We start from the raw sequence: 18,751 nt of genomic DNA, 5'->3' as shown, positions 1-18,751 counted from the left end.
AGAAAAAATTAATAATCAGCCAAAACTATAAATAGCAACATCAGAGGCCGCCTCCTCTTCAGCTGAAGACAGCCCCTACTAAAAATACTCCTCTTATTTTAAAAGCGCGCACTTGCTCCAAAACGTAAGTAACGAGGAGTTTGATAAACCTGATTGATACCCCAATTCGGATCAGCAATCCCTGGACTCAATTCGGCAAATTCATATACTTCAGTCTCAGCATCTGCATCCAGAAGGTTAAAAATTTCAGCTCTTAATTCTAGATCAGCTAAACCAATTCGAGTAGTATAAACCAATGATAAATCTATTTGTTTAACCCAACTAGTTCGTCCACTACTGCCACGCTCTGCTTTTATCAAATTACCATCGGAATCCGTGAGATAATAAGTATCCCCATAGGAAGGAGTTCCATTAGGATGCCCCGCACCAAAAGAGTTAATAGGTCGCCCTGATTGCCAAAGTAGATTGCCCCCTAAAAGTAGGCTTTCCATTATTTGATAATTACCATATATTTTAAACTTATGGGTACGATCATTAGGAAGAAAGCCATCGGCTCCATCCATTAACTCAGGGAAATCGAAGTCTTGAGTTATTCCCGCATCATCTTGTGCATTATCTGACTTTACATAACCCTCAGTATTCCCCTTACTTTCAGACCAGGTATAGCTCGCACTGATTCCCCAGACCCCATCAAATCCTCGCTTGGTCGAGACCTCCAACTCTTTATATTTTCGTTTTGCCTCAGGGTAAGCTAATAGCTCTGCAGGGAAAGTTGTCATTTCCAGCTCGCCAGTTCCGTACCTATCATAAGGTATAGTAATATCATTACCTGGATTAGCTAGTACATATCCATGAGCATCTCCAGTATGCTCATAACCCAGAGCATCAACAGCATGATCAATACTCACATCATCAATATGGGATTTCAAATCACGGTAAGTGGCCTTTAACCCAACAGTCCAATCACTGTTTAAAACCTTTTCATAACCAAAAATAATTTCATCCTGATACATCGGCTCTAGATCCCGATCCGATAGCTGCGCGCTATCAGGAACTTCGCCACTGGAAGTTATCTGAGTGGAGCCTATTTCTTCAGAGAGAGGGATACCATCGGTACCTACATTAGATGGAGCAACAGTGACGGGGTCATAATCCCCATCAAATATAAAGTAGCGCTGTATCCCTAATTCACCACCAGACAAACGCACATTGGTATTTGAGGCAATCGGCATAAAGTACCGCCCCCAATTACCAAACAAACGAGATTCACCATCGCCAAAGGGGTCCCAAGAAAAGCTTAGCCTGGGCGCCCACTGATCATCAATTTCAATAAATACATCTCCCTCACCGTTATAATTAGAAAAGGTCTCATTGCGAAGCCCTGCACTTATAGTAAGGGTGTCAGTGATATCCCAAGTATCCTCAATGTAAAATGCTTTAGACTCCACTTCAAAGTCACCTGACACTTCCCCCAGGCGATATCGAACAATGTGGACATCTGATCCATCCCCATGAATATCGGGAACGCCCCCCATTTGATAGTTCTGCACCTGGCGTAAAAGTATAATATCTATAGTAGACACCTCCATCTGCTCGCAACCCAGTACCCGAATAAGTTTCTGCAGAACTTGAGGAGTTATTTTCTTGATCATAACCAAATCGTAAGGTGTGATCCCCTAAGACCCATTCAAAATCTATACGATCAGCAACGCGCTCATCACCACCAGTTTGAGGCCTGGCACTAGCCTCACAGCCAGGAAATGTAGAAGAATTCCCCGGTATTGCTCCATCACTTGTATCAACAACATATGGGCATTCTGTATCGGTAGTGCTCGTAGTGGTTAGGGAATATTCATTCTCACCATGGAGAAGTGATACACTAAAGTTATCAGTTATTTGCCCGTCGTATCGAACAAGCCAGTTTTCTCCTCCTCGCTCATCCCATACTGTACCTTTATATCCTTGATCATCCTTATTGTAAGGGTCATAGTTTAATTGCCTGTTCTCTCTGGTGCGCTCATCTGAGAAATGTACGTAGGAAAATATATGATTATCAGTAATATTCCAGGTTAAATTTACTCCCCAGAAATCATCACCAATCTCTCTATCATTGAAAGTACCCGGATCAGCCCTTGTTGTAAATTCTTCAATCGTTTCCTGTTGCTCATATAAGGCATAGAAAAATAGTTTATCAGGAACTATCGGCCCACTGACATAATAGTCAGTCGTATATCTTGATTTTTCGTTTTCGGAATTTAAATCATAAAGAGTGCCATCAGTGGATATTGTATTAGGACTAGTTGAGCGAAGGTCCGCAGGCTCGTAATAAGCAACCACTCCATATTCAAATTCATTACCTCCCCTTTTAGTAACAGCATTCAGTACCCCACCAAGTGAACGACCAAATTCAGCGCTATATCCCCCAGTTTTTATTTGAAACTGATCATAAAATTCAAAGGGTACTGAAGAACCACCAAGTCCATTTCGGAAATTTGTAACATTGAGACCATCAATATAATATGCATTTTCACCTACAGAGGCGCCACCAAAAGAAATCAGATCCTTATCTTCCCCAAAGCCGGAATCCCCCAGAACTGTCCCAGGTGCCAACAAAGCTACCGATTCAATGTTACGAGCAACAGGCAGCATCTCTATATCAGCCAACCCAATATTAAGTGAGGATTCCGCTGTTCCCCTACGTATTTGCGGAGCTACCTCCCCAAAGACTACAACCTCTTCAAGATCACCCAGTGACAAAGGTATATCCAAGCTGGCCGAACTACCAATCGAGACTAAAACCTTCTCAATAACCGTAGGTTGGTAACCACGTTTTTGCACCGTAACTTTATAGGCCCCACTGGGAAGGTTAACTCTGAAATCCCCATTCACCCCAGTAGATATTGTTCTTTTAAATCCATTCTTCTCATTCTCGATAATAATGGTGGCGTCAGTTATCTCAACTCCATTATGTCCTAAAATTGAACCATCAATCGTTCCATTAACATTTCCTGCAGCTATGGCTTGACTGCCCAAAATCGACAGGCTAATAGATGCAGCTACTATTGTCTTCTTGAATAAGGTCATAAAGCCACCCTTTTTATTGTCAGTTTATTTATAATTTATCGGCGTTTATATCAGGCTCAAAATATCTACCCCGCTACCACAGCCTCCAATATCAAACCAAGTAGATGTTCCACTCCTTCTAAACAACCAGTTATAAACTCATCCGACCCGTAGAAATCCTAAAATGGGATCAAAAGCAAACGTCCACTTTGAAGAGACTGAGACACACACTATTCCTTCATATTTTGTAAAACAATCTCTTTAGCTCTGCATTTGTTAGAAATCAGAGAGAATCACGCCAAGAACGTGCTAACCACTCAATAACCAAATAAAATAGATAACTGAAAATGTAATTTGTCCCAGAAAATTAAAAAGATTCTGGAATTTATAAGCTTGATATGGAAACCCTAACAATCACCACAAATAAAAAATGATTATTTCTTATCAAATTCCAAAAAAATTCATTATTTGCATCAAAATCAATACATTACTGGCAAGGTTGCTTACACAATATCTTCTTATTAAAAACCCAAATTTGATTTTGCAATCAAAGGATATATATCTTGACCAAGACTGATGAAAATAAAAAATTCTGCGGTAGGGTTAAAGTGATGAAGAGGCAAGATAAGAGGACGAGAAACCCGCCCTCTTGAAATATATTATTTGCGCAAGAACTCCAACATCCACTTGGCAACGACATTCTCATGGATATCATTTTGTAAAGAAGCCTGCCCCTTCTGCACAACTTCTTCGCCGAAAGCTTCCCGGCGCAACTCCATCAAGCTATTGGAATAGGGCTTTGTAAACTCTGGGTGAGCCTGAAAGCTGAGCATATGGTCATCCACTTGCAACATAGCCATAGGGCAAAACTCGCTGGAAGCCAGCACACGGCCGCCCGGGGGAAGCGCTTCAACTTGATCCTGGTGGGTAACCAACAAACTAAAGTTATTCAGCGGCTCAGACATCCAGGAGGGAGTTTCCTGCATCTCATAGGTATGCACTCCCAATCCCCAACCTTTGTCAGACTTGCGGGTTCTTCCTCCCAGAGCCTGAGCAATCAGCTGGTGTCCAAAGCAAATGCCAATAGTGGGCTTCTTTACATCGTGTAACTTGCGCACAAATTGCATCAGCGGCGGAATCCACTCTTTATCATCATAAACACCGGTTTTACTACCAGTGATCAGATATGCATCTACTTCATCTATCTGCTCCGGGTATTGACCGTGCTGTACCTCGTAGGTAGCGAACTCCAACCCTGAATCCTGACTGCGCAATAGCTCGGCAAACATCTCCGGATACTCGCCGAATTCGCCCACCAGCTCCTTGCGCACATCGTCGGTCTTTAACACTCCAATTTTCATTATTTCACCGCTGAGTTGACTGCTGAGTGTTGGGATTATGGCATATTCAAGAATGACAGGTCTCTTAAGCTGACCTGTTAAAAGACTGTCACAAACTCACAGTTTTGGTGACCGAAATAGAAGTGCCGTTTCTTTAAAACACCCTCCCCAGTGTATATCTGACTGGTGATTACCGATCCACCCGTAGGGAACATTCCCCCTCAGGCATTCTTACCCAAAGGACTTTTGTGTATGATCGCGCCTTAGCACATTTTTCAGCCAATTATTCGGCTAACGGACGCTCCAGAGGCAATTAGGAGCAGCCGACACCAAAATGATTGAGGACAAACAATGACCACAACGACCTCCCCCAGCGATCAGCAGGATAGTTCGCCTGGGCGCAAGACGGCCTTTACTCGCTTCCTAGATGTAGTGGAGTGGCTTGGTAATCTGCTTCCCCACCCCATTACCCTGTTTGCACTTTTTGCCGTTGGGGTGGTAGTGCTCAGTGGCATAGCTTCCTACTTTGGCCTGTCTGTCGCCGATCCCCGCCCTGTGGGCGCAGCTGGCCGTGACCCAGATGGAGTCATTGAAGTCTTCAACTTGATGAGCGGTGACGGCCTTAGGATGATCGTCACCAGCCTGGTGAAAAACTTCACCGGCTTTGCCCCTCTTGGAACAGTATTGGTCGCTCTTCTCGGAGTAGGGATTGCTGAGCATTCAGGCCTGCTGAGTGCCGCAGTACGCGGCTTGGTATTGCAGGCTTCCAAGCGTACTGTCACAGTGATCGTGGTCTTCGCCGGTATTATCTCTAACACCGCCTCAGAACTCGGATATGTTGTGCTGATCCCTCTGGCAGCCATGATCTTCCACTCCCTGGGCCGTCATCCCCTGGCGGGTTTGGCTGCTGCTTTTGCCGGTGTCTCTGGTGGTTACAGCGCCAACCTATTACTGGGCACTGTGGACCCACTACTCTCAGGCATAACAGAATCAGCAGCCCATATGATTGACCCGACCTACAGCGTCGGTCCGGAAGTAAACTGGTTCTTTATGATCGTCAGTACTTTCCTGATTACCCTTGTCGGCAGCTGGGTCACAATGGCAATCGTAGAACCCAAGCTGGGTAAGTATGACCCAAATGAAGCTTCGGTAGATTTAAGCCAGGACAAGCTGGGCACTTTGACCGATGACGAGAAACGGGGACTTAAATACGCGGGTCTCGCTGTCTTAGCCGTTTCCGCTCTATTTGCTCTTTCTGTTGTACCTGAGTGGGGAGTTCTGCGTAACCCGGAGACCGGCTTGGTAGCCGGCTCCCCATTCCTGAAAGGTATTGTATCCCTGATCCTCGTCTTCTTCGCCATTCCTGGCTTTGTTTACGGCAAAGTGGTTGGCACCATGAAGAATGACCGCGATGTGATCGATGCCATGGCCAAGAGCATGAATAGCATGGGCATGTATATTGTGCTGGTGTTCTTCGCAGCACAATTTGTTGCCTTCTTTAAAGTCACCAATCTCGGTACTATCTTTGCTGTACTGGGCGCCGACGCTCTACAGAGCATTGGCCTGACCGGGCCACTGCTGTTCCTGTTCTTCATCATGATGTGCGGTTTTGTAAATCTGATGCTCGGTAGCGCATCTGCCCAATGGGCTGTAACCGCCCCGATCTTTGTACCCATGTTGATGCTGCTCGGTTATGCCCCCGAAGTTATTCAAGCGGCCTATCGTATCGGTGACTCTGTGACAAATGTGATTACGCCAATGATGAGCTACTTTGGCCTAATCATCACCTTCGCCGCCCGCTACAAAAAAGACCTAGGCATGGGCACCTTGATCGCCACTATGATCCCCTACTCTATTTTCTTCTTTATCGGTTGGACTGCCCTCTTCTACATTTGGGTTTTTGCCCTGGGCCTCCCTGTTGGTCCAGGAGCCGCAACCTATTACGGCGGCTAAACCATACACTCCAGAGCCCGCCCTATGCGGGCTCTTTTTTTACAACCCTTTGTCCTAATCCTAACTACAGCCACCAAAGAAAGTACGTATGTCCCAATTTCGGGCAGGCAAGGCTTCTTGCAGAGAACATATTTAACGAAAACCGATTTCTGACAAATTTTTCTGAAAAACTATTATTCCCAATCGCTTAGTCGCCATAAAACAAAAAATGCATTTATAAGAATTTAAGGAATATTTTTCTTAAATGACCAAGCATACGGGTATTTTTTTTCATTAGGCGACAAGGTTTAAATCCACATATCGATTAACAGTCTTCAAAAGACCTAAAAAAAACAAGTAATATAGATACTTGTAATAACGTTAAGCGGAGATCAATACGCGGATTATCGCCACCAGCGCCCTGCCCTGATCGAACTATCATTCACTATCCGCTCAGGATGAGCACCATGGTTGTGCCCTGCACTGACCTTATTTTTATAAGGCAGTGACTGTTATTGCCCATCCATCCATTGACATATCCGGACGTCAAAACAGAGCAGACTTCCGCCGACAAGATTGTCCTTATAACAGACACAGTAATAACCCTTAGAAGAAAACCATAAATAACGTGCCACAAGGCTCCGTTTTTTATTATCCCTGGGTTCTGCTAACAGTCGTTTCACTAACGCCAGATTGAATTATTTAACTCGGAACAAGTTCATAACGTCATTTATCCGAGTGGTATACAGGATTCTAAGAAATTGACTCAACAAATAAGAACTACGCTGTTAACGGGCTTTTATGAGTTGGTGAGCCAATTTAATGGCAGCCCTGAGGCCTTGCTAATAAATGCCCGAATAAATCCCCAGCAAGTTGAAAGCCTTGAGGGTTACCTACCCTTAAGATCCGTAAACGACCTGATGAACAGAGCTACGCATCAACTCAACTGTGCAGATTTTGGACTGCGCCTTGCTTACAGCCAGGGGGCGGCTGCATTGGGATCGCTGGGAGCAGCGGTACTGCAGTCCCTAACTTTGGGGAGTTCCTCAACGCAGCAATTAGGCAGCTCGGAGAGCCACCCTATAACCTGCGTGTGGAACTTCAGAAAAAAGGCAAACACACATATCTTTATTTTTATTGCATAGACGACCTCCAAACAGAGGAGCGGGGAGCCCCCGCTATTGCCCTGGAACAGTGCCGAGAATTTCTCCTCGGGGTCTCCATGGTCGCATTACAGAATCTTTGCGGAGAAAACTTCCAATTGGAAGCCGTGCATCTGCAAACAGAGCGCCCCCTGCATGACCAGTATGAAAATTTCTTCGGTGTCCCGATACACTTTGGGCGGGAAAAAGATGCACTTATCCTGAGCAGTAGCTCCCTATTACACCCCACTGAAAAGTGTAACCCGAGCCTACGTCCACTGCTAAAGACATATATTGAAGAGCTCCTACAACAGGGGGAAGCCAGTCTGATAGAGCAAGTGCAGCAGCTTATTTATTGCCTGATGCCGCTGAAGCGTTGCAGCCTGCAAGAAGTTGCTAACCAACTTGGCATGCACAAGCGCACCCTGCAAAGGAGGCTGCGTGACCGCAATCTCGTATTTGAAGATTTACTGGATCGCATTCGCCGTGAGCGTGCCGAATACTACTTGAGTACCAAACAGCCGCCCATGTCACAGATATCCAATATGTTGGGATACCGTGAGCAGAGCTCTTTCAACCGCGCCTGTTATCGTTGGTTTGGAACCACGCCGATGCGTGTGAGACGCCAAATGATAGCCAGCATCGCTGCCAGAGAAGTAGCAGAAACCGAGTAATTGGACCCTTCACCAAAAATGGCAGGGTGCTTATTGTGATAACATCACCCTGTCGGCCTCAGCGCATTAAGCTGTAAATATATTATCAGTAGGTGCTAATAATCAAAACCAGTTGGCTCAATCCTTACCCGCAAGGTTTAGGCCTATGCCTGCAGTTGCTTCATTACCACTCAATACCTTTACGTGCTGCGAGACCACTAGCAAAGGCATGCTTTTCCGCGCGCATTTCACTAACGGTATCCGCAATATCCCTCAAATATTGTTTAGCACCACGGCCGGTAATAATAACTGACTGTTCCTTGGGGCGATCCCGTATAGCTGCCAATACTTCAGCCTTATCCAGCCAGTGAAAATTTAATGCATAGGTCAATTCATCCAAAACAACCAAGTACACGCTTTCATCACGCATGGCCATCAACCCCTTCTCCCATAGCGCTTGTGCTGCGGCCTTATCTGCATCAAAGTTCTGGGTTTCCCAGGTAAAGTCCGTACCCATCTGGTACCACTGCAAAGGGCGGGAAGATCCCATCAATAAATTCTTCTCCCCGCACTCCCAAGTACCTTTTATAAACTGTATGACCACCGTAGAGAAAGCATAACCCAGAGCCCTTGTTACCAACCCCATAGCTGCTGTGGTTTTACCTTTACCATCACCAGTATATAAAATTACAGTTCCACGCTCATCCTGCGCTCTAGATACCGTCTCATCAACGATCTGCTTGCGATTCCGCATACGCTCCTTGTATTGTCTACTTTCATCCTGAAATTTAGAGCTCATAAAAAAACCAATAAATATTTAGGCACATAACTATGTAAACAAATTGATAGCAATATTTAAGTCAACTTAAGAAAACTCAAAATGACACCCCAAATCAAAGTGTCCTGCCATAGTACATGATGCCCACCTTCAAAAATTCCCAGGCGAGATTCATTTATTTGCTGGAATAAAGCCTTCTGGTTTTCAAAAGGAGCGATTCTGTCATAACGACCACCACAAATAAGTGTCCCAACCCTGAGCTCAGGCAAGCGTTCAAAGGTATCATGTCCCTTTCTTGCCTGGAGCTGTCGAGAACGGCATAAAGCCCCTTCCGGCTTATTTATAGAAATCTCACAAACTTGCTTGTAGTAATTCCGCAGAGGTGTGTAGAGCGCCGTTTCTATTTGTTCATTATTGAAACTCGGCATACGGCTATCTCCAGCCGAGATGAAAAAGTTAACTTTTTCCTCGACGTTCATTGCTTCGATATCATATTTATGGAGAGGAAATGAAGCTCCTCCCGGCCCCCAGAACTGGTGACTATCAAAACGAGTCTCTGCACAGCTTGTGGATAGAGAAGCGCAAACTCCTGCAATACCATTCCACCAAAAGATTCGCCAATAAACAGTGCATCCTGCCAACCTATATGCTCCATTAAACGCTTGAGATCCTGGGCATAGTCAAACATCGTAGGAGAGGCATCGGGAGAATTGGATTGCCCAATTCCTCGTGGATCAAAACTCAGTATTTCAAAATGTCGTGCCAATGGAGAATCAAATACAGTCGGATGTACTCTGAGATCACTGAGAGTACCGGGATGGAATACCAGGCGAGGACCATTCCCGCGAAGCTCAAAGTACAGGCTCACGCCATCCTGGCTAAATACCGACATACAGTTCCACCATCAATACCAGATAGCTGTAGTAAGAATAACTACAAAGGTATAGTTCAGCAGCAGAAAGTGAGTGACAAAGAGATTCACCTTAATCCCAATAAATAGGGAAATGGCACCTTTTCCGGGTGAAAAGGAAGAAAGGCCTGAAATAGCAGCTATAAACCACTTCACCTCATTTTTTATAAATTTACCTGCTCTCCACCATATACACACCAGAATCGGTAATGAAGCCGATGTGAGACTTTCCACTTTTACTGCGACGTGAAATGGCTGGCCACTATAAAGACAGACTGGATTCTGTTTCAAAAATATTAACGAGCCTCCTTTACCCAAATAAAGTGAAACATCCACTACTGGGTAACAAAGCAACAGCAAGTATGATAGCGCGACAGTCCGACCATAATGAACAGACCGGTCAAACACGCGGTTAAACATGAAGCTCTACCTGGTACCAGCGCCCTTGCTTACTTCCACATTTCTTTACATAAATTCCACATTCCTTGCGCATTCCTGAACTATGTTGGCTCTCATCGGTTAGTGAAAAAAGCCTCCTTCCCAAGATAAGGCTCCACACCAGTTATGAAATACTGATAGCAACAATCCACTCAGTCGAATCCAAAAAGGAGAGCACTGTGAATAAAATTCTGATTCCCATCGCTATGCTAGCCATCGCCTCTACAGCAACGGCACAACCTCGCAAACCGCCTCAGGAGGCCTTTGATGCATGTAATGAAATGTCGGAAGGGGATTCCTGCACCGTTGAAACTCCACGAGGTACATTGGAAGGCACTTGCCGTATCCCTCCCAAGGAAGAGCAACTGGTCTGCGTACCGGCAAAAATGGAGGGCCACAGACCGCGCAGGGACAAAGAAGCGGATTCCTAATAAATTTTCCGATCTGTCAGGGGCCGTGCAGTTTTAGGTTGTCGTATGAAAAAGTGGTTATTACTAACTCTTGTCTTTGTTGCCCCGACTGCTCTAGGTCATTTACCAGAAACATCAACTGAAGCCTGCCATAGCCTCACTCCCGGTGCCAGTTGTGCTGTCGGGCATAGTATTGGCCAGTGTTTTAACTTAACAGAGTCCCAGACACTCATCTGCCTACCGGAGAGATTGAATATTGCCCAGGCCCCCTCCAAAGACCGTATTGCAGGCAGACCTCCCACTCGCAAACACCTAGCAATACAGTCAGATGGGTTGCAAAGCACTGTTCCTGCAAATCGTACGCCTATCGCCTCCAGTGTGGTGACGGTGTCTGTGCAGGGCCCCTGGAGAGTGATTGAAGCCAATGGTATCTCAACACATAAAACAGGCGCTTTTCCCAACGCAGGTAATCCACACAGAATTGAAGCCCAGCGCTATAAATACAGAATTCCAGCCACCCCCAAAGTGGCAGCACAAGTCACACCCGTCACACTGCAGAATTTCGGCATCGGCATTAACGGTGTGCCTTTTGATCCAAGTGCAGCAGAATGGTATCTGGGTAATCGTGGCCCTTGGCGATATGAAGCGTTATCAGGTGCAGTCCTCTTAGGTGTGGATGATAACTTTGCGCATGTGCAGCCTAGCGGAGCCTACCACTACCACGGCCTGCCGACCGGACTTCTGGCACGCTTGCAAGTAACCTCTGAGCACCACTCACCGCTAATTGGTTGGGCTGCAGATGGCTTCCCAATTTATGCCTTGTACGGTTTTCAAGATGGCCAAAATAGTGAATCCGGTGTCGCAAAAATGCGGTCCAGTTATCAAGTGAAAGCTGGGCAGCGTCCTGCTGGCAGCAATCAGCCAGGCGGTTACTATGATGGTACTTTCATAGCTGACTACGAGTATGTGGAAGGCTCAGGCTCCCTTGATGAGTGCAACGGCCGTTTCGTGCGCTCCCCCAACTTTCCCGAGGGCACCTACGCCTACTTCCTCACTGAAGAATGGCCAATTATTCCGCGCTGCTACAAGGGTACGCCTTCAGAAGATTTTCGCCGGGGCCCACAGAGAACACCCCGCGACAGAGGAGCGGGAAGGAGATTCGGCTGACTCAACCAAACCTGCCAATTTATTTAAACAATACGTTTAAAGGCGATCGCTAACCGGGTAACAGTTGAATCAACAGCAGTTTCTCCTCAAACAACAAATTACAATGATTTGCTGAAAAAATTTAGCAGTTTCAGCTCATATCTATAACGGAAAGGGCTTCCGCCAGAGTTTTTACCGAGTGCATTTCCATCCCCTCGATATCATTTTTTAAGCGGTTTGCGGCGGGCACTATCGCCTTGCGGAAACCGTGCTTGGCCGCTTCACGCAAACGCTCCTGGCCTGAAGGCACAGGTCGAATCTCACCAGACAGGCCCACTTCACCGAACACCACCAAATCTCGGGGCAGAACGCGGTTACGGAAACTGGAAACCACAGCCAATAACAAAGTCAGATCAGCACTGGTTTCCATGACCTTAACCCCACCTACCACATTGATAAATACGTCCTGGTCGCCCACCAATACACCACCATGTCGGTGCAGCACCGCCAACAACATGTTCAAACGGTTTTGGTCGAGCCCCACTGCCACACGGCGCGGATTACCCAAACTGCTGTCATCCACTAACGCCTGCAACTCCACCAAAAGTGGGCGAGTACCCTCCCAAACAGAAGTTACCACCGAACCCGCGGCGATTTCCTCTGCGCGCTGCAAAAAAATAGCGGAGGGGTTGGAGACTTCTTTAAGACCCTGTTCGGTCATAGCGAACACCCCCAGCTCATTGACCGCACCAAATCGATTTTTGTGCGCGCGCAAAGTGCGGAAACGGGAGTCGTGAGTACCTTCAAGTAAAATGGAGCAATCGATAATATGCTCCAGTACTTTGGGGCCGGCGAGGCTGCCATCTTTCGTGACGTGGCCCACAAGAATCAGTGCCGTGCCGGTTTGCTTGGCGTAGCGGGTCAGGTAGGCTGCACTCTCCCGTACCTGAGCTACCGAGCCTGGTGCGGACTGTACATCGCTCATATGCATGACCTGGATGGAGTCCACCACCATCACTTGCGGATTCACCTCCCTGGCCGCCAGGCAGATGCGCTCTACATCAGTTTCGCTAAGTAGTTGCAGGGAGTCTGTAGGCAAGCTCAGGCGCTTGGCCCGCATAGCCACCTGCTGTAAGGACTCCTCCCCGGTGATATACAACGCTGGCATGGAGATAGCCAAATGACACAGAGTTTGTAGTAGTACCGTGGATTTACCGGCTCCGGGGTGTCCACCAATCAGCACCACCGAGCCCGGCACCAGACCCCCGCCCAGCACACGATCTAACTCAGAGGCGGAAGTGGGAATTCGCGGTAATTCGCTCAGGTCAATTTCCGAGAGCTTTTGCACCTTGCCAGCACCAGCAGTGCCGGCATAGCCGCTCTGCGCATCGGTAAAATTGGCTGCACGGCTGTCCTTATGTTCAGGCCCAAGCCGTACCTCTGAAAGGCTATTCCAAGTACCACAGGCACTGCACTGCCCTGCCCATTTGGTGTAGTCCGCACCACATTCATTACATACATAGGCAGTTTTGCGTTTTGCGGCCAAGGTTATCTCCCGAACAGTTGCCCGAATAATTTGGCGTACAGTTTACCCCTTATCAGGGAACAACGGGCAGCGCTGAGCAGACATAAATGACTCACCTGTATCGGTCCAACGCAATGGCACTTACTTCCTTAATCTACGCCGTCTACGCGATTGATCTAGATCAATTCCCTGGGTCTCCACCGAGATAATATCCGCCGCTGCCTGTACCCACTAATGGGGAGGCATTCAATCACACTGACCAATCACCAAACAGGAAGTAAGCATGTCGTCTATTTCTCTTCGCGGCGCAATTCTAGCGCTCGCCTTGGCCTCGACCTCCGCCCTGGCAGCAGACCACGAAGTTAAAATGTTGAACCAGGGCAAGGATGGCATGATGACTTTTGAACCAGCCTTCCTAAGCGTTGCCTTGGGCGACACAGTAACTTTTCTTCCCACTGATATGGCCCACAACACCCGCTCCGTATTTTCCCCAGCAGAGGGCGCTTCCTGGAACGGCACTATGGGGGAAAAAGTGACTGTAACCCTGAACAAAGAGGGTGTTTACCTATACCAGTGTGACCCACATCTACCACTGGGTATGGTTGGGGTAATTCAGGTCGGCGAAGCCGGCAACCTTGAGGAGGCCAAGAAACACGCCGAAGGGATGAATGATCGTATTGCTGTAAATAAGGAGCGACTGCAACAGTACCTCGGCTTGGTGAAATAAGGAGAGCCGCGGCGTGGACATCCTATTTGAAAAAGGCCACCACCTGGTTGCGCGTTTCTGCGATCTGGTCAATGAGCAGAATGGCAGCGACGGCGTTCAGGCCAACCAGTTTGTAATTCGCCGCGGTACCAAGGGAGCGCTCATTGATCCCGGCGGCGATCTAACCTATACACCCCTGACTATCGAGCTCAGCCGCCACCTTAACCTGAGCGATCTTGAATACATTCTGGCCTCACACCAGGATCCGGATATTATCGCCTCGTTGCCGCGCTGGATGCTGCATTCCCGCTGTAAGGTGGCAGTATCAAAACTTTGGTCGCGCTTCTTGCCACATTTAGTATCTGGCTTCGTAGCCTCTCGGGCGGGCAGTGAGAAATGGCAGGACCGCATAGTACCGCTCAATGATAAAGGCGAAGTACTGCCTTTTGCCGATAGTGAAATCTGGGCCCTGCCCGCTCACTTTCTGCATTCATGTGGCAATTTCAGCTTCTATGATCCGGTTAGCCGTATCCTGTTTTCCGGAGATATTGGTGCCTCCCTCGGTGGCGAAGAGGGAGAGGTGTTAGATTTCGACACACATATCCCATCAATGGAAGGTTTTCACCAGCGCTATATGGGAGGCAATTGGGCCTGCCGGCTTTGGGCCAAGATGGTGCGTGAATTAAACCCGTCTATGATCGTGCCTCAGCACGGCGGCTATTTCTCCTCGGACGAAACCAAAAACCGATTCCTAGGTTGGCTGGAGAAGCTGGAGTGCGGCCCAGATCTATTGCGCCATCAAGATTTCCGCCTGCCCCTCGGCAAGTCCTGAACCCAGAGATATTGACTGGTGGCGCCTACAACGCCACCAGTGTTTCACCTCATTAACCAACACCCCGGTCACTGTTGCGCCCCTAAGTGTCAGCTCATACACTGCGTCCCTGTACTTATTCAGGCCGAAGCCATGAACCCCGGATTTTTACGCTCACTGCTACTGATACTGCTCCTTGCCTTTGCCGGCTTGGCTTCGGCGGTACCTTGTATTGAGCGTGGTGAGGTAGCACCGGCCTTAATGAGCGCTGATTCCAACGAACAGAGTCACTGTTCCTCAGAGAAGCCTGACGACTGTAGCAATGAGCACGCCGGCAATTGCAGTATTGAGTGCGGCTGCTGTCCTGGGCTTGGCAATAACCTCGCTGCCCCTTCTGATAGCAAGCCCATTTTTATTACGCAGAGCTCATGTAATACAGCCTATTTCCGTTTCAACTCCCCTCCAGAGCCAGATACCGAGTTGCGACCTCCTATTCACTCCTGAATTGCAACAGGCATCACAGGGCTCTCCTGACCCAGACAATCCACCAGGAAATTTTTCACGCGCGAACAGATCTCCGCGTGCCCAGAGCCCCGTGCATTTTTCACATGACGCGTAATCAATTTTGAAAACAAGGAGACTCTCCATGTACCGAACTTTCCTGGCTGCTATAGCCTCTATCTTTATCCCCATGGCATTGAGCGCCTGTGCCGAGTCTATTGAATCACCGGCACAAAGCCCCAGCCTGACCACCTACAAGTCAGCCACTTGCGGTTGCTGCAAAGTCTGGGTTGATCACGCTCGGGAAACTGGCTTCGATGTGGTAGCGAAAGATGTCGATGACCTTAACAGCGTCAAAAAGCAGCATGGAATTGAACCCCGCTACCAGTCTTGCCACACCAGTGTGTCCAAGGAAGGCTATGTTTTCGAAGGGCATGTGCCAGCCAAAATGATTCACCAATTTTTGGAGAATCCACCGAAAAATGCCCTGGGGCTGGCAGTTCCCGGTATGCCCCTGGGAAGTCCTGGCATGGAGGTAGGCGATCGCTTTACCCCCTACCAGGTAATGCAAATAAACAAAGATGGCAGCAGCGTGGTTTATGCCGCGATTAACTCTGCCGGAGAACAGTTCTGAGGGCTGTCGATGACAAACCCCCCATGGTGTGGTGCGATCTCGCGCCGCACCTTTGTGACCGGCCTTACCGCCGGCGCAGCTCTATTAGGCTTATCTAGTCTTCCCCTCGCCGCCAGAACGAGGGTGCCTCCACCCACGATACTAAGTGGCGAGCATTTCTCCCTGAAAGTGGGCCAAAGACCGGTCAACTTCACCGGCCAACGACGCAACGCTATTTCAGTTAATGGTTCAGTTCCCGGCCCAGTTCTGCACTGGCGTGAAGGGCAAACTGTCACCCTGAATGTGTTCAATCAGTTACCCAAGGATACTTCGATTCACTGGCACGGTATCAGAGTGCCGAGCAATATGAATGGAGTGCCGGGGCTCAATTTTCCTGGAATTAGGCCTGGGGAAAACTTTCGCTATCGTTTCAAGGTAAAACAAAGCGGCACTTACTGGTACCACAGCCACTCCAGCTTCCAGAGGCAACAAGGACTCTATGGAGCCATCGTCATTGATCCAATTGACGAAGACCCGGTGGCCTATGACCGGGACTATGTGGTGTTGCTTTCCGATTGGAGCGACGATTCCCCCCAGCGGATTTACTCTAACCTGAAGAAAGATGGCCACTATTACAACCGCCACCGCCGCCGCACCACCACAGATCTTTGGCGAGATGTACGCGCAAAAGGTATAGAGCAAACCTGGCGCGAACGTCATCCATGGAACTTCGCTGGCATATCTGATCGGGACGTATCTGATATCACCAGCGATACCTACAGCTACCTGATCAATGGACAAACCCCGGAGGACAATTGGACTGCCCTATTTGCCCCCGGAGAAAAAGTACGGCTACGTTTTATCAACGCCTCAGCCATGACAATCTTCGACCTGCGCATTCCTGGCTTGGATATGACAGTGGTCAGTGCCGATGGCCAGAATATTCAGCCTCTGCGGGTAGATGAGTTCCGCCTTGGCACCGGGGAAACCTACGATGTGGTAGTTAGGCCTAAAGAGGACAGAGCCTACACTCTGTTTGCCCAAGCAATAGACCGCGGTGGTTTCGCTCGTGGCACTTTAACGCCAAATCAGAAATTCACTGCCGAAGTTCCCTCCATGGACCCAATCCCAATACTTGATGAGCGCGATCTGGGATTCACTCCTGCCAGTGGCGCTAAAGCCGCCGGCAGACAGCCTTCCGCTGAAGAACACAGTGGCAAACTGGCCCCCGCCGGCCTGGGAAGCAATAGCTCTATCATTCACCAACCAACAGAAAAAGGTCATGGCGTAGCCCTGCGCGCGCTCACTCCAAAAATGGAGTGTATGATCCCGGCGTGGGACTGCGTAAACATCAGCAGCGCTACAACCGCCGCGTACTTTGTTACGCGGATCTTCGCAGCCTCACTCCATCGTTAGGCCAACGCGAACCGCAGCGGGAACTGCAGTTACACCTCACCGGTAATCCAGCACGTTATCTATGGTCAGTTGATGGCGTTAAATATAGGAATGCCACACCGATACTATTAACCTATGGCGAGCGCCTTCGTATCACTCTGGTAAACGACACTCTGCTCACCCAGCCCATGCACCTGCATGGTTTATGGAGTGAGCTGGAAACCGGCGATGGAGAGTACCTGCCACGCAAGCACACGGTGATAGTGCAGCCCGGCGCCAAAATCAGTTTTCTGGTAAATGCCGATACCCGAGGGCGCTGGGCATTACACTGCCAAATGCTCTATCGCGCTCACGGCATTTTCCGTGAGGTCCGTGTGGTATGAACCACCACACAATAATAAAAGCCACAACAACAGCCCTCATTGCCCTATGCTCCGAGCCGAGTTTTCAAGCAGCTTTAGCCCAAAATCAGGAAGATCTGCACCACAGCATCCAGTCTCGCTCCAACGAAACTACCGTTGGAGAAGGTAATGGCATCGCTGGGGAAGAAGATAAACCTACAGCCAAGTTCAGTTTCGACCAGTTCGAGCGGCGCGGCCAAAATGGCGCAGCAATTGAAGGGGATTTCAGTTATGGAGGCGACATTAATAAGCTGGTGCTGGAAATCGATTTCGAGCGGGGAGGAGGTGAAACAGAAAAAAATGAGCGATGGCTGGTCTACAGCCGCGCTATTTCCAAAAACTGGAATTTCCTCTCCGGCATACGTCACGACCTCCAGAGAGAGAGTACCAGCCGTAACTGGCTGGCGGTTGGTTTAATCGGAGAAACACCTTACTCATTAGAAATGGATGCGGTGTTATTTCTTGGGAAAAGTGGCAGCACAGCTTTCCGTCTGGAAGCGGAATATGAGGCCAAACTCGCAGAGAAAGTCACTCTGATTCCACGCCTAGAACTGAATTTTTTCGGTCAAAATGACGAAATCGCCGGTAGTGGTACGGGATTATCTCAAGCAGAATTAGGTTTGCGCCTTCTCTATGAGATTCATCCCAAGTTTTCCCCTTATGTTGGGGTTCATCATGAGCGAGAAGTGGGCAATGCAGCGGACTTTGCCCGTGAAGAAGGAGAAAAAGTATATACTACCGTGTGGGTTATCGGTATTCGTGCTTGGTTTTAATCCCCACCCTACCAATAATTTCTTTCACAACAAACTACTGTTCGTCGAGAAAATTCAATAGACATTCTAAATAATTCATCATGGTAGTTTAAATACACGACATTTTCTTACTCATAGTGGATTAACAGACAGACCTCAGTAAAATCGAGAGTTTAGACAGGCAATATACTTATAATCATTATTAATTCCCTACAATTTACAAACCTAAAATCTG

19 protein-coding genes and 1 pseudogene are annotated in these 18,751 nt (G+C 48.1%); 12 read left to right on the top strand and 8 right to left on the bottom strand.

Annotated elements, in window-relative coordinates:
* Window positions 1-98: 98 nt before the first annotated feature.
* From P3339_RS03085 to P3339_RS03075, 3 genes are all read right to left on the bottom strand, one after another.
* Window positions 99-1,448, bottom strand: coding sequence for a TonB-dependent receptor domain-containing protein (locus P3339_RS03085; protein WP_282952400.1), 1,350 nt, complete (start codon window positions 1,446-1,448; stop codon window positions 99-101).
* Window positions 1,449-1,455: 7 nt separating this feature from the next.
* The gene (locus P3339_RS03080) at window positions 1,456-3,084 is read right to left on the bottom strand and encodes a TonB-dependent receptor (protein WP_282952399.1); all 1,629 of its coding nucleotides are present in this window, start codon (window positions 3,082-3,084) and stop codon (window positions 1,456-1,458) included.
* Between the two features lie 638 nt (window positions 3,085-3,722).
* Window positions 3,723-4,424 carry a glutamine amidotransferase-related protein gene (locus P3339_RS03075; RefSeq protein ID WP_282952398.1) on the bottom strand — a complete coding sequence of 234 codons (702 nt, stop codon included), beginning with the start codon at window positions 4,422-4,424 and terminating at the stop codon, window positions 3,723-3,725.
* A 330-nt stretch (window positions 4,425-4,754) separates the two neighbouring features.
* On the opposite strand from P3339_RS03075, the gene P3339_RS03070 reads away from it, so the two are divergent.
* From P3339_RS03070 to P3339_RS23290, 3 genes and pseudogenes are all read left to right on the top strand, one after another.
* Window positions 4,755-6,356, top strand: coding sequence for an AbgT family transporter (locus tag P3339_RS03070; RefSeq protein WP_020414484.1), 1,602 nt, complete (start codon window positions 4,755-4,757; stop codon window positions 6,354-6,356).
* A gap of 788 nt (window positions 6,357-7,144) precedes the next feature.
* Window positions 7,145-7,665, top strand: a pseudogene (locus P3339_RS23295) (AraC family transcriptional regulator ligand-binding domain-containing protein); the annotation flags it as partial.
* A gap of 174 nt (window positions 7,666-7,839) precedes the next feature.
* Complete coding sequence (locus P3339_RS23290; protein ID WP_353056910.1) at window positions 7,840-8,151, top strand: helix-turn-helix transcriptional regulator; 312 nt, start codon at window positions 7,840-7,842, stop codon at window positions 8,149-8,151.
* Between the two features lie 163 nt (window positions 8,152-8,314).
* Here P3339_RS23290 and cobO read toward each other — a convergent pair whose 3' ends face one another.
* Genes cobO through P3339_RS03045 form a run of 4 tightly spaced genes read right to left on the bottom strand, consistent with a single transcriptional unit; the run spans window position 8,315 to window position 10,238 of the window.
* Window positions 8,315-8,929 carry a cob(I)yrinic acid a,c-diamide adenosyltransferase gene (gene cobO, locus P3339_RS03060; protein WP_026305216.1) on the bottom strand — a complete coding sequence of 205 codons (615 nt, stop codon included), beginning with the start codon at window positions 8,927-8,929 and terminating at the stop codon, window positions 8,315-8,317.
* 56 nt (window positions 8,930-8,985) lie between these two features.
* Window positions 8,986-9,387, bottom strand: coding sequence for an alpha/beta fold hydrolase (locus P3339_RS03055; RefSeq protein WP_282952397.1), 402 nt, complete (start codon window positions 9,385-9,387; stop codon window positions 8,986-8,988).
* A complete protein-coding gene (locus P3339_RS03050) occupies window positions 9,384-9,800 on the bottom strand; it encodes an alpha/beta fold hydrolase (RefSeq protein ID WP_282952396.1) in 417 nt (138 codons plus the stop codon). The genes P3339_RS03055 and P3339_RS03050 overlap by 4 nt, the downstream gene beginning before the upstream one ends.
* 12 nt (window positions 9,801-9,812) lie before the next feature.
* Entirely contained in the window at window positions 9,813-10,238 is a 426-nt protein-coding gene (locus P3339_RS03045) for a hypothetical protein (protein ID WP_282952395.1), read from the bottom strand.
* A gap of 197 nt (window positions 10,239-10,435) precedes the next feature.
* Here P3339_RS03045 and P3339_RS03040 point away from each other — a divergent pair, with 197 nt between their 5' ends.
* Both P3339_RS03040 and P3339_RS03035 read left to right on the top strand, forming a co-directional pair.
* Window positions 10,436-10,687, top strand: coding sequence for a hypothetical protein (locus tag P3339_RS03040; RefSeq protein WP_282952394.1), 252 nt, complete (start codon window positions 10,436-10,438; stop codon window positions 10,685-10,687).
* Window positions 10,688-10,732: 45 nt separating this feature from the next.
* The gene (locus P3339_RS03035; RefSeq protein WP_282952393.1) at window positions 10,733-11,833 is read left to right on the top strand and encodes a YHYH protein; all 1,101 of its coding nucleotides are present in this window, start codon (window positions 10,733-10,735) and stop codon (window positions 11,831-11,833) included.
* Between the two features lie 130 nt (window positions 11,834-11,963).
* On the opposite strand, the gene radA is transcribed toward P3339_RS03035, so the two are convergent.
* The gene (gene radA, locus P3339_RS03030) at window positions 11,964-13,358 is read right to left on the bottom strand and encodes a DNA repair protein RadA (RefSeq protein ID WP_282952392.1); all 1,395 of its coding nucleotides are present in this window, start codon (window positions 13,356-13,358) and stop codon (window positions 11,964-11,966) included.
* 262 nt (window positions 13,359-13,620) lie between these two features.
* Between radA and P3339_RS03025 the strand changes: the two genes are divergently transcribed.
* From P3339_RS03025 to P3339_RS02995, 7 genes are all read left to right on the top strand, one after another.
* Complete coding sequence (locus P3339_RS03025; RefSeq protein WP_020414476.1) at window positions 13,621-14,064, top strand: pseudoazurin; 444 nt, start codon at window positions 13,621-13,623, stop codon at window positions 14,062-14,064.
* Window positions 14,065-14,077: 13 nt separating this feature from the next.
* Window positions 14,078-14,875 (top strand): oxygen-binding di-iron domain-containing protein, encoded by a 798-nt coding sequence (locus tag P3339_RS03020; RefSeq protein WP_020414475.1) that lies wholly within the window; start codon window positions 14,078-14,080, stop codon window positions 14,873-14,875.
* A 132-nt stretch (window positions 14,876-15,007) separates the two neighbouring features.
* Window positions 15,008-15,358 (top strand): hypothetical protein, encoded by a 351-nt coding sequence (locus tag P3339_RS03015; RefSeq protein ID WP_282952391.1) that lies wholly within the window; start codon window positions 15,008-15,010, stop codon window positions 15,356-15,358.
* A gap of 142 nt (window positions 15,359-15,500) precedes the next feature.
* The gene (locus P3339_RS03010) at window positions 15,501-15,989 is read left to right on the top strand and encodes a DUF411 domain-containing protein (protein WP_020414472.1); all 489 of its coding nucleotides are present in this window, start codon (window positions 15,501-15,503) and stop codon (window positions 15,987-15,989) included.
* A 9-nt stretch (window positions 15,990-15,998) separates the two neighbouring features.
* The gene (locus P3339_RS03005; protein ID WP_282952390.1) at window positions 15,999-17,384 is read left to right on the top strand and encodes a copper resistance system multicopper oxidase; all 1,386 of its coding nucleotides are present in this window, start codon (window positions 15,999-16,001) and stop codon (window positions 17,382-17,384) included.
* On the top strand, window positions 17,303-17,746 hold the full coding sequence (locus P3339_RS03000) for a multicopper oxidase domain-containing protein (protein ID WP_282952389.1): 444 nt from the start codon (window positions 17,303-17,305) through the stop codon (window positions 17,744-17,746). The genes P3339_RS03005 and P3339_RS03000 overlap by 82 nt, the downstream gene beginning before the upstream one ends.
* A complete protein-coding gene (locus tag P3339_RS02995; RefSeq protein ID WP_020414470.1) occupies window positions 17,743-18,537 on the top strand; it encodes a copper resistance protein B in 795 nt (264 codons plus the stop codon). The genes P3339_RS03000 and P3339_RS02995 overlap by 4 nt, the downstream gene beginning before the upstream one ends.
* Window positions 18,538-18,751: the final 214 nt, after the last annotated feature.

Origin of the sequence: Microbulbifer sp. MLAF003 (assembly GCF_030012965.1) — a bacterium.
GTDB lineage: Bacteria > Pseudomonadota > Gammaproteobacteria > Pseudomonadales > Cellvibrionaceae > Microbulbifer > Microbulbifer variabilis.
This window is presented reverse-complemented; position numbering and strand designations above follow the sequence as displayed.

Coding starts and splice junctions, on each gene's coding strand:
- P3339_RS23290 (WP_353056910.1), top strand. CDS start 7,840: ATGCCGCTGAAGCGTTGCAGCCTGCAAGAAGTTGCTAACCAACTTGGC.
- P3339_RS03050 (WP_282952396.1), bottom strand. CDS start 9,800: ATGTCGGTATTTAGCCAGGATGGCGTGAGCCTGTACTTTGAGCTTCGC.
- P3339_RS03055 (WP_282952397.1), bottom strand. CDS start 9,387: ATGAACGTCGAGGAAAAAGTTAACTTTTTCATCTCGGCTGGAGATAGC.
- P3339_RS03045 (WP_282952395.1), bottom strand. CDS start 10,238: ATGTTTAACCGCGTGTTTGACCGGTCTGTTCATTATGGTCGGACTGTC.
- cobO (WP_026305216.1), bottom strand. CDS start 8,929: ATGAGCTCTAAATTTCAGGATGAAAGTAGACAATACAAGGAGCGTATG.
- P3339_RS03005 (WP_282952390.1), top strand. CDS start 15,999: ATGACAAACCCCCCATGGTGTGGTGCGATCTCGCGCCGCACCTTTGTG.
- P3339_RS03010 (WP_020414472.1), top strand. CDS start 15,501: ATGTACCGAACTTTCCTGGCTGCTATAGCCTCTATCTTTATCCCCATG.
- P3339_RS02995 (WP_020414470.1), top strand. CDS start 17,743: ATGAACCACCACACAATAATAAAAGCCACAACAACAGCCCTCATTGCC.
- P3339_RS03015 (WP_282952391.1), top strand. CDS start 15,008: ATGAACCCCGGATTTTTACGCTCACTGCTACTGATACTGCTCCTTGCC.
- P3339_RS03035 (WP_282952393.1), top strand. CDS start 10,733: ATGAAAAAGTGGTTATTACTAACTCTTGTCTTTGTTGCCCCGACTGCT.
- P3339_RS03080 (WP_282952399.1), bottom strand. CDS start 3,084: ATGACCTTATTCAAGAAGACAATAGTAGCTGCATCTATTAGCCTGTCG.
- P3339_RS03025 (WP_020414476.1), top strand. CDS start 13,621: ATGTCGTCTATTTCTCTTCGCGGCGCAATTCTAGCGCTCGCCTTGGCC.
- P3339_RS03075 (WP_282952398.1), bottom strand. CDS start 4,424: ATGAAAATTGGAGTGTTAAAGACCGACGATGTGCGCAAGGAGCTGGTG.
- P3339_RS03070 (WP_020414484.1), top strand. CDS start 4,755: ATGACCACAACGACCTCCCCCAGCGATCAGCAGGATAGTTCGCCTGGG.